This is a genomic window from Mucilaginibacter puniceus, assembly GCF_054783175.1.
Genome location: NZ_BAAGRB010000002.1, coordinates 777,343 through 792,932 on the forward strand (window position 1 = coordinate 777,343; position 15,590 = coordinate 792,932).

16 protein-coding genes are annotated in these 15,590 nt (G+C 39.5%); 11 read left to right on the plus strand and 5 right to left on the minus strand.

The genetic code is table 11. The annotated features are described in order from the left end of the window. Positions 1 to 24: 24 nt before the first annotated feature. The 3 genes from plsY to ACYVJ6_RS10390 all read right to left on the minus strand — a co-directional run bounded on the left by plsY (position 25) and on the right by ACYVJ6_RS10390 (position 1,995). Entirely contained in the window at positions 25 to 672 is a 648-nt protein-coding gene (plsY, locus tag ACYVJ6_RS10380; protein ID WP_460693992.1) for a glycerol-3-phosphate 1-O-acyltransferase PlsY, read from the minus strand. Positions 673 to 751: 79 nt separating this feature from the next. Continuing rightward, complete coding sequence (gene nadC, locus ACYVJ6_RS10385) at positions 752 to 1,600, minus strand: carboxylating nicotinate-nucleotide diphosphorylase (RefSeq protein ID WP_460693993.1); 849 nt, start codon at positions 1,598 to 1,600, stop codon at positions 752 to 754. Between the two features lie 89 nt (positions 1,601 to 1,689). Beyond that, complete coding sequence (locus tag ACYVJ6_RS10390) at positions 1,690 to 1,995, minus strand: hypothetical protein (protein ID WP_460693994.1); 306 nt, start codon at positions 1,993 to 1,995, stop codon at positions 1,690 to 1,692. A 123-nt stretch (positions 1,996 to 2,118) separates the two neighbouring features. Here ACYVJ6_RS10390 and ACYVJ6_RS10395 point away from each other — a divergent pair, with 123 nt between their 5' ends. The 3 genes from ACYVJ6_RS10395 to ACYVJ6_RS10405 are packed head-to-tail and all read left to right on the plus strand — an operon-like array spanning position 2,119 to position 4,732. Beyond that, on the plus strand, positions 2,119 to 2,928 hold the full coding sequence (locus tag ACYVJ6_RS10395) for an MlaE family ABC transporter permease (RefSeq protein WP_460693995.1): 810 nt from the start codon (positions 2,119 to 2,121) through the stop codon (positions 2,926 to 2,928). Continuing rightward, the gene (locus ACYVJ6_RS10400; protein WP_460693996.1) at positions 2,928 to 3,701 is read left to right on the plus strand and encodes an ABC transporter ATP-binding protein; all 774 of its coding nucleotides are present in this window, start codon (positions 2,928 to 2,930) and stop codon (positions 3,699 to 3,701) included. Before ACYVJ6_RS10395 ends, ACYVJ6_RS10400 begins: the two co-directional genes overlap by 1 nt. 20 nt (positions 3,702 to 3,721) lie before the next feature. Further along, positions 3,722 to 4,732, plus strand: coding sequence for an MlaD family protein (locus tag ACYVJ6_RS10405; RefSeq protein ID WP_460693997.1), 1,011 nt, complete (start codon positions 3,722 to 3,724; stop codon positions 4,730 to 4,732). 65 nt (positions 4,733 to 4,797) lie between these two features. Here ACYVJ6_RS10405 and ACYVJ6_RS10410 read toward each other — a convergent pair whose 3' ends face one another. Next, a complete protein-coding gene (locus ACYVJ6_RS10410) occupies positions 4,798 to 4,980 on the minus strand; it encodes a hypothetical protein (protein ID WP_460693998.1) in 183 nt (60 codons plus the stop codon). A 162-nt stretch (positions 4,981 to 5,142) separates the two neighbouring features. Between ACYVJ6_RS10410 and ACYVJ6_RS10415 the strand changes: the two genes are divergently transcribed. Together ACYVJ6_RS10415 and ACYVJ6_RS10420 are read left to right on the plus strand one after the other, a co-directional pair. Then, on the plus strand, positions 5,143 to 5,301 hold the full coding sequence (locus ACYVJ6_RS10415) for a hypothetical protein (RefSeq protein ID WP_460693999.1): 159 nt from the start codon (positions 5,143 to 5,145) through the stop codon (positions 5,299 to 5,301). A gap of 69 nt (positions 5,302 to 5,370) precedes the next feature. Beyond that, complete coding sequence (locus tag ACYVJ6_RS10420; RefSeq protein ID WP_460694000.1) at positions 5,371 to 5,751, plus strand: hypothetical protein; 381 nt, start codon at positions 5,371 to 5,373, stop codon at positions 5,749 to 5,751. Here ACYVJ6_RS10420 and ACYVJ6_RS10425 read toward each other — a convergent pair whose 3' ends face one another. Further along, on the minus strand, positions 5,752 to 6,975 hold the full coding sequence (locus ACYVJ6_RS10425) for a multidrug effflux MFS transporter (RefSeq protein ID WP_460694001.1): 1,224 nt from the start codon (positions 6,973 to 6,975) through the stop codon (positions 5,752 to 5,754). A gap of 206 nt (positions 6,976 to 7,181) precedes the next feature. Between ACYVJ6_RS10425 and ACYVJ6_RS10430 the strand changes: the two genes are divergently transcribed. From ACYVJ6_RS10430 to ACYVJ6_RS10455, 6 genes are all read left to right on the plus strand, one after another. Then, on the plus strand, positions 7,182 to 7,508 hold the full coding sequence (locus ACYVJ6_RS10430) for a hypothetical protein (RefSeq protein WP_460694002.1): 327 nt from the start codon (positions 7,182 to 7,184) through the stop codon (positions 7,506 to 7,508). Between the two features lie 247 nt (positions 7,509 to 7,755). Continuing rightward, a complete protein-coding gene (locus ACYVJ6_RS10435; RefSeq protein ID WP_460694003.1) occupies positions 7,756 to 8,118 on the plus strand; it encodes a response regulator transcription factor in 363 nt (120 codons plus the stop codon). A gap of 158 nt (positions 8,119 to 8,276) precedes the next feature. Beyond that, entirely contained in the window at positions 8,277 to 8,774 is a 498-nt protein-coding gene (locus ACYVJ6_RS10440; protein ID WP_460694004.1) for an RNA recognition motif domain-containing protein, read from the plus strand. A gap of 95 nt (positions 8,775 to 8,869) precedes the next feature. After that, positions 8,870 to 11,803, plus strand: a complete 2,934-nt coding sequence (locus ACYVJ6_RS10445; protein WP_460694005.1) for a M16 family metallopeptidase — start codon at positions 8,870 to 8,872, stop codon at positions 11,801 to 11,803. Between the two features lie 187 nt (positions 11,804 to 11,990). Further along, positions 11,991 to 12,353: a response regulator transcription factor gene (locus ACYVJ6_RS10450; protein WP_460694006.1), complete on the plus strand. Its 363-nt coding sequence runs from the start codon at positions 11,991 to 11,993 to the stop codon at positions 12,351 to 12,353. Between the two features lie 149 nt (positions 12,354 to 12,502). Then, positions 12,503 to 15,571, plus strand: coding sequence for a tetratricopeptide repeat protein (locus tag ACYVJ6_RS10455; protein ID WP_460694007.1), 3,069 nt, complete (start codon positions 12,503 to 12,505; stop codon positions 15,569 to 15,571). The last annotated feature ends 19 nt before the right edge of the window (positions 15,572 to 15,590 follow it).

Below are 15,590 nucleotides of genomic sequence, written 5' to 3' on the forward strand. Positions count from 1 at the left end.
TTAACCGATATAAAGTTTAAAAAGCTATGCGGATGTTTTCTTTTTGAGGAAGTTTACCTTGGATTCTTTGCCCTTAAGCAGGCGTTCGATATTTTTTTGGTGGGTAACCAGTATCAATAAAAACATACACATCCCATAAATAACAACTGATTTATTACTCGGGAAGATAAAGGATACGCCAATAGTGTACGTAAAGCCTGCCATTATTGAACTTAGCGATACATATCTGGTTATCAATAGCACTAAAATAAAAACCACTACACAAAGCAATGCAGCCTGTAAGTGGATGGCCAGTATCATACCCAATAAAGTAGCTATACCTTTCCCCCCCCTAAATCCGGCAAACACCGGAAACAAGTGGCCCATAACCGCGGCTATACCTAATGCCAAAGCGTAGTTAGTATAACTACTTGAGTTGTAAGCCCCCGTTGTACTGATACCTATAAAATAAGCTAAATTGGTGGCTGTCCATCCTTTTAAAATGTCCAGCAGCATTACGGGAATACCGGCCTTTTTGCCTAATACCCTAAATGTATTGGTAGCACCGGCATTGCCGCTGCCATATTCCCGAACATCTATATTAAAAAATGCCTGACCTATCCATACTGCGGTGGGGATAGAGCCAAACAAGTAAGCGGCAATAAGAGCAGAAACCGAGTAGATAGTTATCATACTTAACGCAATAATACTAATTTGATACCCGTACAAACAAGTTTAATCATTTTTTAAATAAAATGGTTACAAACTTTAATTATAGCTTAACTGCCTTTAAGCTCAGATCCAAACACTTAACCGAATGGGTTAATGCACCAATAGAAATATAATCAACACCGCAATTGGCGTACTCACGTGCATTTTCAACGGTTATACCGCCCGATGCTTCGGTAATATAGCGACCCTCGATCATATTTACCGCCTGTTTAAGGTCGGCAAAATTAAAGTTGTCCAGTAATATGCGGTCCACGCCACCGGTTTGCAATACTTCTTCCAATTCGTCAAAGTTACGCACCTCAATTTCGATGGCTAATTTTTTATTTAGTGTTTTGATGTACTCGTGTGTATTTTCAATGGCCTGTCTTATCCCTCCCGAATAATCCACATGGTTATCTTTGATCAGTATCATATCATACAAACCAAAGCGGTGGTTTACACCTCCACCTATACGTACCGCCCATTTTTCTAAATAGCGCATTCCCGGGGTAGTTTTCCGGGTGTCCAATACCTGGGTATTAGTTCCTTTAAGCAGATCAACGATCTCATTGGTATTTGTGGCAATGCCTGACATTCGTTGCATACAATTCAGTACCAACCGCTCGGCTTTTAAAATGCTGTGTACCCTACCTTCCACCTCCAGTACAATGTCTTTGGGCTTAACTTCGGCGCCGTCTCGCAAAAGTACATTTACACGCAATCCGGGGTCAATGGTATTAAATATTTCTACGCCCAGTTCAACACCGGCCAGTATACCATAGTCTTTCACTAAAAGCTTGGCTTTGCCCAAGGTACCCTCAGGTATGGTGGCTAACGAAGTGTGGTCGCCGTCGCCTACATCTTCTTTTAAGGCGTTGGCTATAAATTGGTGTATAATCTCTTTGTCCAAATCAAACTATTTTTGAAGCTTCAAAAGTAACAACATTTTTTAGAAGCTAAAGTTTAGGTTGATTGACCAATTATGTATTTGTTTAACTTCTACTGCTCATTCAAATCACTGCTATCCGGGTTAAGGATGTAGTCAAAAGTTTCATAACCATTATGAAAAATAAATCGCACACGGCTTTTGGGCACCGTAATATCTAACGACATTGCCCCCAGCGTAGCAGGTATATTATCTTTAATTAATTTCAGGTCGGTTACATGCGGCATATCGATATAAATATCATCTTCTACCGCTTTAACTGTCCATCCTTTTAGGTTTGCCTTTTGCAGCATTTCCAACCATTTTTGTTGATATGGGTTCATATAAAATCCTTTCAAAGTATAAAGGAATGCAGGCATGAATGGTTTTAATAATTTGAGATTGGCCAATATAAATTCAAAGTCATATTAAGACCGATTAGTAAGTTTTTATAGATATTAATGGGCATTTACTGGTATAAATAATACATTTGTCGCTGATAAATGGATACAACAAACAGCACCAGTAAACCAATACCTACAAGGTGGGCCCGCTTAAAAAAAAGCTTGTTAAAGTTTTTTGCCAGCCTGTATGATATCCACCTGTTCATATTGCGCTTTTTCAAAGAGGCGTTTGTACCCCCTTTTGAGTTTAAAGAAATTATGCGTCAATGTTACGAAGTTGGCGTACGTTCATTTACCTTGATATCGGTAACCGGATTTATTGTGGGTGTAATTTTCACCAAGCAATCGCGCCCGTCGTTATCCGAGTTTGGCGCTACTTCATGGCTGCCCTCGCTGGTATCAATAGCAATTATGCGTGCGTTGGCTCCGTTGGTTACCGCGTTAATTGCAGCAGGCAAAGTTGGGTCAAGTATTGGTGCCGAGTTGGGTTCAATGCGCGTAACCGAGCAAATAGATGCTATGGAGGTATCGGGTACCAATCCGTTTAAATTTTTGGTAGTAACCCGTGTGTTGGCTACCACTATTGCCATACCAATTTTAGCGACCTACACCGGCTTTATTGCCATTTTGGGTGGCTATTTAAATGTAGCTACTAACGAAGGTACGAGTTATACCACCTTTATGCAGCAGGTTTTTGACCCACTTACCTTTGTCGATTTTTGGTCATCATTGGTAAAATCAATGGTATTTGGTTTTACTATAGGTATTGTTGGGTGCTACCAGGGTTATTATTCAACTAAGGGTACTGAGGGTGTGGGTAAAGCGGCCAACGGCGCGGTAGTAACTGCCATGTTTTTGGTTTTTGTGGAAGAAGTGTTAATTGTGCAAATAGCCGGCTGGTTTAGATAATGAAAAAAACACAACCACATATCGACCCAAACAACGCTGTTATAAAAATAAGGGGGCTAAAAAAAGCTTTTGAAGATTTTTCAGTATTGCGCGGTATTGACCTGGATCTTTATCAGGGCGAGAACCTGGTAGTTTTGGGCCGGTCAGGTACGGGTAAATCGGTTTTGATCAAGATCATATCGGGCCTATTACAACCGGATGCGGGCACAGTAGAAGTGCTGGGGCATGAAATAGCGGCCATATCTGAAAAAGAATTGCAGGCACTGCGTATACGCATTGGGTTTTCGTTTCAGAACAGCGCGTTGTATGATAGTATGACGGTACGTAAAAACCTGGAGTTTCCGCTGGTGCGTAACCGTAAAAACTTAACACGCGGTGAAATTAACAATTCGGTTGAAACGGTTTTAGATGCAGTTGGTTTATCGCAAACCATTAACCAAATGCCATCAGAACTTTCGGGCGGGCAACGTAAGCGTATAGGTATTGCGCGTACGCTGATATTGAATCCGGAGATCATGTTGTATGACGAGCCTACAGCCGGTCTTGACCCAATAACATGTATCGAGATCAATGAATTGATAAACGAGGTACAAGAACGGTTTAAAACATCATCCATCATTATTACGCACGATTTAACCTGTGCTAAAATGGTTGGCGATAGGATATCCATGTTGTTGGATGGGCAGTTTCAGCGCACAGGTACTTTTGATGAAGTTTTTGACACTAATGATGAGCGGGTTAAACCATTTTTTGATTACAATTTTATACAATAGATTTACGACATTAATTTATAATGGATAAAGCAGATAATAAACGCGGAGTAATGGTAGGGATATTTTTAGCCCTGGGCCTTATTCTATTTGTTGTTGGGGTACTTACTTTGGGCGGCCAGCAAAAAACATTTGTAAAAAGCATTCGCTTGAGTTCGGTATTTGATGATGTTGCCGGGTTAAAAAAGGGCAACAACGTTTGGTTCTCGGGTGTAAAGGTGGGTACTATAAGTAGTATCAGGTTTATTGGGCCGGGCCAGGTTGAGGTGTTTATGAGTGTTGACCAAACTACTCAGCAATACATACACCGTAATGCTAACGCCCGCATCAGTTCTGACGGGTTAATAGGTAATAAAATCATAGTAATTGATGGCGGCAGCCCGCAAGCACCAATTATACAGGACGGTGATGTGCTGCAAGCCGAGAAGTTGACATCAACCGATGATATGATGAAAACCTTGCAGCAAAACAATCAAAACCTGCTATCCATCACCGGCGATTTTAAATTATTGAGCCGCAAAATATTGCAAGGCAAGGGCACTGTTGGTACTTTAATGGCCGATAGTTTAATGGCTATACAGTTACGCAACGCTATGCGCAATTTAGAAGCTACCACCGCCAGCGCGGCACGCATGGCTACCCAACTGGATGTGTTCAGCAAAAAAATGAATACAAAAGGCGGTTTGGCTGATAACCTGTTGACAGATACAGTTACCTTTAACCGTTTTAAAGCTACGGTTACACAACTACAAGAATCTGCTACCAACGCGGCTACTATAACCAATAATTTAAGCAAAGCCAGCGATAAGCTAAACCGCACCGACAACCCTATTGGTGTTTTATTAAACGACCCAAAAGGCGCAGCACAGTTACAAAGCACCATGAATTATTTGCAGCAAAGCTCTGTTAAGTTAAATGATGACCTGGAGGCGGCACAAAGCAATTTCTTGCTACGCGGATTTTTTAAGAAAAGAGAGAAAGCCAAACAGGACAGTATTAAAAAGGCCCAAAAATTACAGCAGCAACAGCAATAGCTTAAACCGTAATTATCCCCTCCCCTTTTTTTGGAGCCAATTTTATTGAAGATTTTTAGGTTTATTTAATGAAATAAACCCGGCTCGTGGTTAGCACCAAAAGCATGCCTGTTAACCCGGCCATGTAAATGATCAGCAGGTTTGCGGCTATTTACAACTTTACGATTTGCAGCCCGATTTGCACCTGGTGTATCAGCCTTTACCTCGCCTGCGGCAGCGGCCTGGTTAACGGTTAATTGTTTTTTCATGATATCCTCCTTTTTGCAATTGTATCAACTATATACAATTTACAACACAATTACCTAAAAAGCAAATTATTTATCCATTCTTTCATTTAAAAACTATCCGCTTTTTAACAAACTTTTTATAACACCAAAGGTTACTTAATCAGAATCAAAACAGCAAGGGATATGAAAACGAAAAATAAGGAATCGCAAAAAGGCAATGCAACAAAAAAAACCTCCTCAACCTCTTCAGATAAAATAAAAACTGATATACCTTTAAGTGAAAAGGATGAGGTGAAAGATGCTGAAACGCGTACCCAAAAAGGGTTGAAACATAACTTGTAAACAAAATATTGCACTGGTAGCATTCCATTTTGTTTAAATTAGGGCATGCTAATTATATTAAGATATACATTGCTGTGGTTACTAACCATCACCCTGTTCACATCGTGCGGACCATCCATAAACTCCGATAACCTTTACGGCAAATGGAACTATACCAAACTGGAAAGCCCGGGTGCCAATCCCCCATCTGCCGAGCCCGAGTGGAAATTACAAATGGATAAGCCATCCATTGAGTTCACAAAAAATAATGAGTTAACTATTTACTGGGGCGGTAAAATATTATCTCACGGAACATTTACTATTGACGGTAAAAACATCCGTTACAAACAGGTTTTAGCCGACGGACGAACTAATGAGTTTCCGTTTCATGTAACCCAATTTACCGGTAAGGAAATAGTTTTTGAAACTTTGGGTAAAGAAGGTTCAAGAGTTACGGCAGTTAAAGAATAATTAGTGACTCGCAACTACAGCGCTACCACCACTAATTGGTTGTTTGATCAACCTTCGGCCTATTAACAAAACAGTAAATGCTATACATGCCGAAACGGCCATAATCCCGGCCATAGGTATCGCGCTCCTGCTATCAAAAATACTTACCGCGAAAGATACTACTGCACCTAAACCCAATTGCAAAGCGCCTAATAAAGAGGAAGCTGTACCCGCATTTTTTTCAAACGGTGCCAGTGATAATGCCGAGGCATTTGGATTTGCTATGCCAATGCAGCATAGCAAAATAAATATCATAAATATGGTGCCCCCCAAACCAAACCAACCATAAATACTGCCTATTAAAAAAGTGGTAGCGGTAATGGATTGTATAATTAACGAGCAAAAGATGATCTGCTCGCTTTTGTATTTTTTAAGCAGGATATTATTTACCTGGCTTGATCCTACAAAACCAATAGATAACCCGGCAAATATCCAGCCGTAAGTTTTACCGCTTACTTTAAAAACTTCCATAAACACCAGCGGCGATCCGGCTACGTAAACAAACAACCCTGCAAAAGCAAAAGCCCCGGTAAACGTATAAGTATAAAACTGCGGGTTTTTGATCACCGTTAAAAAACTATTGATGATCGGTCCCGGTTTTAAAGAATATGTTGGGTCGGCTTTGTAACTCTCGGGCAGGAAAAAAATAACAGATAACAGTATCAAAACAGCCATTCCTCCCAGTACAATAAATATCAAATGCCAGTTCCAAAACTCGGTAACATATCCGCCAATGGTTGGTGCTATCATGGGCGATGCGCCTAATATCAAAATCAGCAGGGCAAATATTTTGGCGTTATCCTTTAAGGGGAAGATATCGCGTACCATAGTCATTGAAGCTACACCCGCCGCACAACTGCCTATTGCCTGTATAAATCTTACCCATATCAGCGTTTGTATATCTGTAGCCAAAAAACAGCCTATAGAAGCCAGTATATACAAAACCAGCCCTGCATACAATGGCTTTTTACGGCCAAACCTATCCAGTAACGGGCCATATAATAATTGCCCTATCGATATACCAATAAAAAAGCTGGATAACGATAATGAAACCTGTGCCGTTGTAGTATTTAATGATTTTGCAATAGCCGGAAAGCCCGGTAAATACATATCAATAGAAAATGGCCCCAGCGCGGTGAGCGAACCTAATATTAAAACCGTAAAAAAATATCGCTGCTTAGTCATAAATAATAGGACAGTACCAAATAAGTGCGCAAAGATCGTTTTTTGGCCGTAACCGCCTATTTATTTAATGTAATTTTATTAACATATCGCCTACAATAGCCTACGCTTTTTAAACATCAATAACTAATATTTTACTTTACACAACTGCAAATTGCCTTGGCTTACTATTTGCTATTATACCTACAAATAATTAAAGACAGATACCTATGAAAAAGATAATTTTATATACCGGCATTACAATGGGCCTATTGCTATCGGCCGGTAATTTTGCACAAGCACAAGAGAAAAAAGAGATAAGCGATCAAGGTAAAGGAGCTATCATAGGCGGGGCGGCCGGTGCCGTAGCGGGTGGTATTATTGGTAAAAATGTTGGCGGGGCCTTAATAGGCGGGGCCGTTGGCGCAGGCGGTGGTTACATTATTGGTAACGAAAGTCGTAAAGCTAAAGAGAAGAAACGCCGTGCGGCCTATCGCGCAGCTTACTTTAAAAAACATGGGCATTATCCTAATGCTTATGTTTATAAAAAACCTTAATGAAATAAACCCTATTTAAAGCCATAAATGCATTGTTTATGGCTTTTTTTACGCCTTTATTTTATACCTAAAAAAATAGTAATTGCTTAATTAATAATAAGTTATGCAAGTATTTTTTTTATTAAAATAAATGTATATTTGATGGATAGCAACTTCGAAAAGATTATAGTTTTAGCTTATACCTTATTAAATAGCATACCACCAATTGTAATTTAATCGCTTTTTCGACGTTTCTAAAAAACTTTCTATGTCAAAGCGTATATTAATTTTAGACGACAACCAGGATATATTGGAAATAGTGCATGAAACGCTCGCGTATGAGCAGTTTGATGTAAAAAGTACCGGCGATGGTACCGAAGTTATGGGTATGGTTGAAAGTTTTACCCCTGACCTGGTTATATTGGATTATCGTGTAGCCGGCATTAATGGCGGCGAATTGTGCAGGCAAATTAAGGCCCACCCGCAATTTTGCAACACCCCTGTTATTATTTTCTCGGCTTATATTAACCACCAGGCCGATCTTTTTGCTTACGGCTGCGATGCCATCATCAATAAACCTTTTGATTTAAATGAACTGGTTGAGAAAGTAAACCATTTAATTAAGCAATAGTCCCCGTAATATTGTTGATATATTAGCCTTTCCGATTATTTCAATTGGATATTAATTTATAAATATTTAATTTCAAGCAGTTTAAGGCGGTTAAATCATTTTGGCTTATACTCCTTTAATTTTAATATATATATTGATTAACCAACAACATTTTACCAATGAAAATTTTTATTGCCAAGCTGCCTTATCAATTTAAGGAGGCCGATGTAACCGAATTATTTGCCCCTTATGGCGAAGTAAGCGCTGCAAATGTAATTATGGACCGCGAAACCGGCAGAAGCAAATGCTATGCTTTTGTGGAAATGCCCAATGCTGAAGAAGCCTTAGCCGCCATTAGCGGTTTAAATGAAACACAAATTTTAGACAAAGCCATAGCCGTAAGCGAAGCAAAAGAAAAAGAACGCACCGAACGCCCATCAGGTGGTAGCGGATACGGGGGGTATCGTGGAGGAAATAGCGGCGGTGGTGGTTACCGTGGCGGAAACAGCGGAGGTAACAGTGATGGCAGTTATCGTGGTGGAAATGGAGGCAATGGCGGTAATTTTCGCAATAGTGATAAAAAAGCCGGTGGCAGCTATCGCGATAATGATAAAAGAGGTGGCGGGGGCGGTTTCCGTGACAGGAATAACAGTAAAAGAAGCTCAGAAGATTATTAAAATAACCAGCACAAAACATACGGCTCCGATGATTTCATTGGGGCTTTTTTGTTTAACAGCTTTTAGATATATTTATAGTTCAAATTACAACGCGTATGAAACTTAAACCCTTATTACTCGCTTTTTTGTTTTTCGCTTCCGCGGAAATATCATTTGCCCAAAACTTTGTGTGGAAAACAGCCACATCGGGCGGATACACTTATAAATATGTAACCGGCGACCCTACCAAATCGCGCTTTTATACTTTAAAAAACGGTTTAACAGTAATATTAAGCCCTACACCAAAGCAACCCCGCATACAAGCGTATGTAGCTGTTAAAGCGGGTAGCAAGACCGACCCGTCAGATCATACCGGTTTAGCGCATTACCTGGAGCACATGATGTTTAAGGGTACCGATAAATACGGATCATTAAACTGGGAAAAAGAAAAACCATTGCTTGACCAGATAGATAACCTGTACGAACAATATAACTCCACCAAAGACGAAGCCAAACGCAAGGAAATTTATAAGCAAATTGACCAGGTGTCGGGCCAGGCATCAAAATTTGCCATTGCAAACGAGTATGATAAAATGATGGCATCAATGGGTGGCCAAAACACCAATGCTTTTACCTCATTTGAACAAACCGTTTATACAGATGATATACCTGCCAGCGCCGTTGACAAGTATTTAACTTTGCAGGAAGAACGTTTCCGCAAACCTGTACTGCGTATCTTTCATACGGAGTTAGAGGCCGTGTATGAAGAGAAAAACCGCACACTGGATAATGATCCCCGTAAGGTAATAGAATCATTATTCGGGGCATTGTTCCCTAATAATAATTATGGCAAGCAAACCACAATTGGTACGGTTGAGCATTTAAAAAATCCGTCATTAAAAGCTATACGCAAGTACTATTACGACTATTATGTGCCCAACAATATGGGTATAATTTTGGCCGGAGATTTTAACCCTGATGTTATGATCAAAAAGGTGGCGCTTCATTTTAACTACATGAAGCCAAAAGCCATACCACCTTATAAATTCGATGCCGAAAAACCTATTGCCAGCCCTATAGTACGCGAAGTTTACGGACCAACACCCGAGAATCTAACCATAGGTTTCCGTTTCCCGGGTGCCAACACCAGCGATGCACGTATGCTTGACCTTATTGGCGCTATGTTGACCAATGGCAAAGCCGGACTATTTGACCTGGATTTGGTTAAAAAGCAAAAATTGTTGAGCGCGGTTGCACAATCATATACCTTAAAAGATTATAGTGTGCTGTTGTTACAGGGCAATCCTATAAAAGGGCAGTCGTTAGATGAAGTGAAGGAATTAATGCTTGGCGAAATTGCCAAACTAAGAAGCGGTAATTTTTCTGACGATTTGGTACAATCCATCGTAAATAACTTAAAGAAAAGCATCCTGGAAGAGAATGAGGATTATCTTGCCCGTGCCAGTAATTTGATGGATGCTTATACCTCAGGCATTGATTGGCAAACACGTGTGGCTTTGGTAAACAGCCTCTCAAAAATCACCAAAGCGCAAATTGTAAACTTTGCGGTTAAATATTTTAATGATAATAATTACGTGGTAGTTTATAAGCGCCAGGGCGAGGATAAAAGCATTGTTAAGGTTGAAAAACCAACCATTACCCCGGTTGATGTGAACCCTACGGCGCAATCGCCATTTTTAAAGAAAGTTAATGCTATGCCCGCCACGGCTATTAAACCTGTTTGGGTAGACTATGACAAGGATATACAAAGGGCAAAATCGGGCCCTAACGAATTATTAGCTGTTCAAAATAAAGAGAATAGCATATTCAAACTGTATTATCGGTATGATATGGGCAGCTATAACAATAAACTATTATCGTTAGCGGGCCAATATTTACAGTTTTTAGGCACAGATACTAAAACTGCTGAAGATTTTAGTAAGGAATTTTACAAACTGGCATCGTCATACGGCATTAGCGTAAGCGGCGAAATAACAACGGTTAGCTTTACCGGCTTGCAGGAAAACTTTGATGCTACCATGAAATTATATGAAGACTTGCTGGCTAATTGCAAACCCGATGAAGCGGCGTTGGCCAGTTTAAAATTACGCTTAAAACGGTCAAGAGAAAATGCCAAGTTGAATAAAACAGCTATTATACAGGGATTGGTAAGTTATGCGCAATATGGCCCGGTTAATCCTTTTAATAATACTTTAACTGATGAAGAAATAGACGCCTTAAAAGCTAATGACCTGGTAAAAATATTGCATCAGCTAAACAGCTATAAACATGTTGTACTTTATTACGGCCCGCAAACCGCTGCACAAGCGGCTGCAAATATTGCAGGATTACATAAAACCCCTGCTGCGTTTATAGATTATCCCCCACAAAAAAACTTTGTTAAAATAGTTCCAACCACCAATAAGGTACTATTTGCTGATTATGATATGGTACAGGCCGAGATATATTGGGTACGGCCCGAATCAATGTACGACCCTGCTAAAGCACCGGAAATAGACCTCTTTAATAACTATTTTGGCAATGGGATGAACACGATAGTTTTTCAAACTATTCGCGAATCAAAAGCACTGGCCTACTCTACCTACGCGCAATATGTGCCGCCCTCTAAAAAGGATGATCGTGACCTGTTTGTTGCCTATGTAGGTACACAGGCAGATAAATTGAACGAATCAATAAAGGGCATGAATGAGCTATTGAATAATGATCTGCCTGATTCTGAAAAAGGGATAGCAACGGCAAGAGATAATATCCGCAAATCAATTGAAACAGAGCGAATCACTGAAGATGGTATTTTGCTATCCTATTTAAGTGCCAAACGCCGTGGCATTGATTACGATGAGCGCAAAAATACTTTTACCGCTATTGAAAAACTAAACTATGCCGACATGAAGGCATTTCATAACGCGGAGCTAAAAGATAAACCATACACGTACTGCATTATAGCATCTGAGAAAAAAGTAAGTGATGATGATCTGAAAAAATATGGCGAACTGGTAAAGCCCGATCTGAAGCAGGTATTTGGTTATTAACCACAGATAGTATTTAATAAAGCTCACTTATTAAGCAGGATGTTTTATAAATATCCTGCTTAATAATATATTCTCACTCTCAATTAGGTATAAAACGTATTATAAATATTAAATAGGCTATTACTGGTATAAAAGTTGTTGTGCATGGATAATATAATTTAGCAATTACTATTTATACATTCTTAAAATGCAACGGATATTAGTGGTGGATGATGATAAAGATATTTTAGAAGTTCTGAAATATATTCTGGAGGAATCAGGTTACGAAGTGGAAACCCTTTCTGACGGTCATTTCCTTTTTGATAAAATAAATGAACACATCCCCGACCTTATATTATTAGATGTTATGCTGGGCAGTATGGATGGGCGCGAACTTTGCAAAAGCATAAAATCCAAAACCGAAACCCATAATATCCCTGTTATAATGATATCGGCTAGCCATACCATATCCGGTCTTTTCAATGCCGACCTGGGCCCAAATGACTTTGTAGCAAAACCTTTTGATATCAATGAATTATTAAACTCGGTACACAAACAATTAGCTGCCTGATCGGCATACGCCCACTTTCATTAAAGTTTTCCACACCAACAACAATCGTTGTTTTTCTTTCGTTAATTTGGTTTTCCACATGTGTTAATTACTAATGTGAGTTACATTTTTTGGGTTTACTAATTTAGCATATCCTTTGTACGCGTTTTATGATAAAAATCAAATACATCCTACCCGTTTTTTCATTATTCACAATATCTGTTTACGCACAGCAAAACCCTTCTTTTAAAATTTATAGCACCTACCATACCGGTATGGAGTTGTTGGATAAGGAAAAGTACGTAGCAGCCAGTGAGCAATTTAAACAGGTAGAAAGCTCAAGGTTAAAAACCAGTAACCAGCCAAAATTTGAATCAGAACTATCACTGGTACAAGAAAACGCGCAATACTATATTGCGTTATGTGCTTTGGAGTTGGGAAATGACAATGCCGAGAGCCTGTTCCTGAAATTTATTAAGGAGCATCCTGAAAATACGTTAACTAAGCTGGCTTACTTTCAAATAGGTAAATCATACTCTAAAAGGTCAAACTATATTGAAACCATTAAGTGGTTTGATAAGGTGAATGCTAATGACCTAAGCGGGCGCGAAAATACCGAGTACAAATTCAGAAAAGGTTACGCCTACTTCGCCACCAAAGATTATAGAAACGCGCAGGCATTATTTAGCCAGGTAAAAAACAAAAAGTCGCCGTATACCGATGATGCTACTTATTATTTTGCCTACATAGCTTACCTGAATAAAGACTATCACCTGGCTTTGTTAGATTTTGAAAAGCTTAAAAACTCAAAAAAATACCAAAACAGCTATCCCTACTACATTAGTGCTGTATACTTTTTAGACAAACGTTACGATGACGTGATCAGCTACGCGGTGCCCATAATTAACAGCACCAAACAGCAAAACGAGACCGAAATGCTGCGCATTATTGGTGCATCATACTTTGCCAAGGCCGATTATGCTAACGCGGTAACTTATTACAACCGTTTCCAGGCAAACGATTTGGGTAAAACCCAAAGTACGCAGGATAGTTACCAGATAGGCTATGCCAATAATAAAATTGGTAATTATACTAAAGCTGCTACTGAACTGGAGAAATTGGTTGGCCAAAATGATACCTATAGCCAAAACGGCAGTTACTTATTAGGTGGCGTATTTTTAAAGCTGGATAATAAGCAAAGCGCCCGTAACGCGTACCTGGCGGCTTCAAAATTGAGCTTCGACAAGCAGTTACAGGAAGATGCCTTGTTTGAATACGCCAAACTATCGTACGAGTTGGATTTTAATGCGCAGGCATTAGAAGCCACGCGGTTATACCTAAAAAACTACCCGCAATCTACCCGTACCGATGAGGTAAAAATATTATTGGGCGAAGTTTTACTAAACTCACGTAACTACAAGGAAGCGGTGGAAATTTTAGAACCCATCCCTAACAAAAATGAAAGTGCACGTACAGCTTACCAAAAAGTAACTTACTACAGGGGCTTGGAATTTTACAATGAGCGAGCTTTTGAAAATGCCATTGGTATTTTCCTGCGTTCGTTAAAATCACCTGTTGATCGTAAAATTACAGCGTTAACCAACTATTGGATGGCCGAGGCTATGTATGAAGTGCGTAAATACGGCGAAGCTGTGGAAACGTTTCAGAAGTTTTTGTCTATGCCCGAAGCAGATGAAACCAACGTAGCCAATTATGCAAATTATGCCCTTGCTTATGCCGCCTTTGGCGATGAAAAGTACAGGACAGCCGCTACTTACTTCGAGAAGTTTCTTCATGGCGAAGAAAAAGATCAAAATAGCATAAACGATGCCATCACCCGTATTGGTGATAGCTACTTTGTATTAAAAAACTACAGCAAAGCGCTTGAATATTATAACCGCATTATAGCGCAGCAAAGTAACGGACAGGACTATGCCTTGTTTCAACGCGGAATGATCCAAGGTTTACAGGGATCGCTGGATACCAAAATAAGTACATTAAATAGTGTATTAACTCGTTTCCCGCAATCAGACTATGCGGATGATGCTGATTTTGAAATAGCTTATACCTATTTTCTTAAAAACGAAGATCAAACATCAAAAACCAGCTTGCTGGCTATGATACAAAAGTATCCGCGCAGCAGCTATGTACCACGCGCATTGGTTACTATTGGTTTGATAGATTATAACGCTCATAATGATGACCTGGCTGTTGAATCATTTAAACAGGTAATAAAGGGTTATCCATCAACTGATGAAGCCCAGCAGGCATTAAAACAAATTGAAAAAATATACATAGATAAAGGCGATGCGCAAACCTATATTACTTACGCGCAAAGTACGCCAATAGGCAACTTTTCGGAAGCGAAGCTGGAAAGCGTTATGTATACCGCGGCTAATAACTTGTATCTGCGTGGCGACTGGCAAGGTACGGTTGCTGCCGTGAATGCTTATTTTGACAAGTTTAACAACAAGCCTATATATGATAAAGAAGCCCGTTTTATTCGCGCACAAAGCTTAGTTAAACTAAACAAAGCCGATGACGCGGTAGGCGATTATAACGTAATATTAAACGATTGGACCAGCACTTATACCGAGCAATCATTAGTAAGCATGGCCAAATTGTACATGGCGCAGAAAAAATATAATGATGCCATTGTGTTTTTAAAACGACTGGAAACTAATTCAGAATATAAAGCCAACTATGCATTTGCTATAAATAACCTGCTTATTTGTTATGCCCAAATGAAAATGCCTGATGATGTGCTTAAATATGTACAGGAGATTAGGCTGAACGAAAAATCGGCACAGGAAGATAAGTTTAAAACAGGATTATATGCCGGTTTAGCTTATCTGCAAAAAGGAGATATGACCGCAGCTTATAACGAATTTGGTTACACAGTTGCCAACACTAAAACCATTGCCGCCGCCGAAGCAAAATATAACATTGCTTTAATTGAGTATACAAGGGGCCAATACAAAGAGTCGCAAAAAACTTGCTTTGACCTGCTTAAAGAAATGCCTACTTATGATTACTGGGTAGCTAAAACACTCATACTTCTGGCGGATAATTATGTGAAGTTGAAAGATGATTTTCAGGCAAAAGCGACTTTGCAAAGTATTATAGATGGTTACCAAGGCGATGATGATATATTACCAACTGCTAAGCAGAAATTAGAAGCCCTATCGCCAACTAAACCTTCGCTTAACACAGATAGTTTAAACACACAACCACGGTAACAAAGTAAAATAAGACAAG

Excerpts from the sequence above, each read along its gene's own strand:
- plsY (WP_460693992.1), bottom strand. The coding sequence starts at position 672 with ATGATAACTATCTACTCGGTTTCTGCTCTTATTGCCGCTTACTTGTTT.
- ACYVJ6_RS10390 (WP_460693994.1), bottom strand. The coding sequence starts at position 1,995 with ATGCCTGCATTCCTTTATACTTTGAAAGGATTTTATATGAACCCATAT.
- ACYVJ6_RS10395 (WP_460693995.1), top strand. The coding sequence starts at position 2,119 with ATGGATACAACAAACAGCACCAGTAAACCAATACCTACAAGGTGGGCC.
- ACYVJ6_RS10400 (WP_460693996.1), top strand. The coding sequence starts at position 2,928 with ATGAAAAAAACACAACCACATATCGACCCAAACAACGCTGTTATAAAA.
- ACYVJ6_RS10405 (WP_460693997.1), top strand. The coding sequence starts at position 3,722 with ATGGATAAAGCAGATAATAAACGCGGAGTAATGGTAGGGATATTTTTA.
- ACYVJ6_RS10410 (WP_460693998.1), bottom strand. The coding sequence starts at position 4,980 with ATGAAAAAACAATTAACCGTTAACCAGGCCGCTGCCGCAGGCGAGGTA.
- ACYVJ6_RS10415 (WP_460693999.1), top strand. The coding sequence starts at position 5,143 with ATGAAAACGAAAAATAAGGAATCGCAAAAAGGCAATGCAACAAAAAAA.
- ACYVJ6_RS10425 (WP_460694001.1), bottom strand. The coding sequence starts at position 6,975 with ATGACTAAGCAGCGATATTTTTTTACGGTTTTAATATTAGGTTCGCTC.
- ACYVJ6_RS10430 (WP_460694002.1), top strand. The coding sequence starts at position 7,182 with ATGAAAAAGATAATTTTATATACCGGCATTACAATGGGCCTATTGCTA.
- ACYVJ6_RS10435 (WP_460694003.1), top strand. The coding sequence starts at position 7,756 with ATGTCAAAGCGTATATTAATTTTAGACGACAACCAGGATATATTGGAA.
- ACYVJ6_RS10440 (WP_460694004.1), top strand. The coding sequence starts at position 8,277 with ATGAAAATTTTTATTGCCAAGCTGCCTTATCAATTTAAGGAGGCCGAT.
- ACYVJ6_RS10445 (WP_460694005.1), top strand. The coding sequence starts at position 8,870 with ATGAAACTTAAACCCTTATTACTCGCTTTTTTGTTTTTCGCTTCCGCG.
- ACYVJ6_RS10450 (WP_460694006.1), top strand. The coding sequence starts at position 11,991 with ATGCAACGGATATTAGTGGTGGATGATGATAAAGATATTTTAGAAGTT.
- ACYVJ6_RS10455 (WP_460694007.1), top strand. The coding sequence starts at position 12,503 with ATGATAAAAATCAAATACATCCTACCCGTTTTTTCATTATTCACAATA.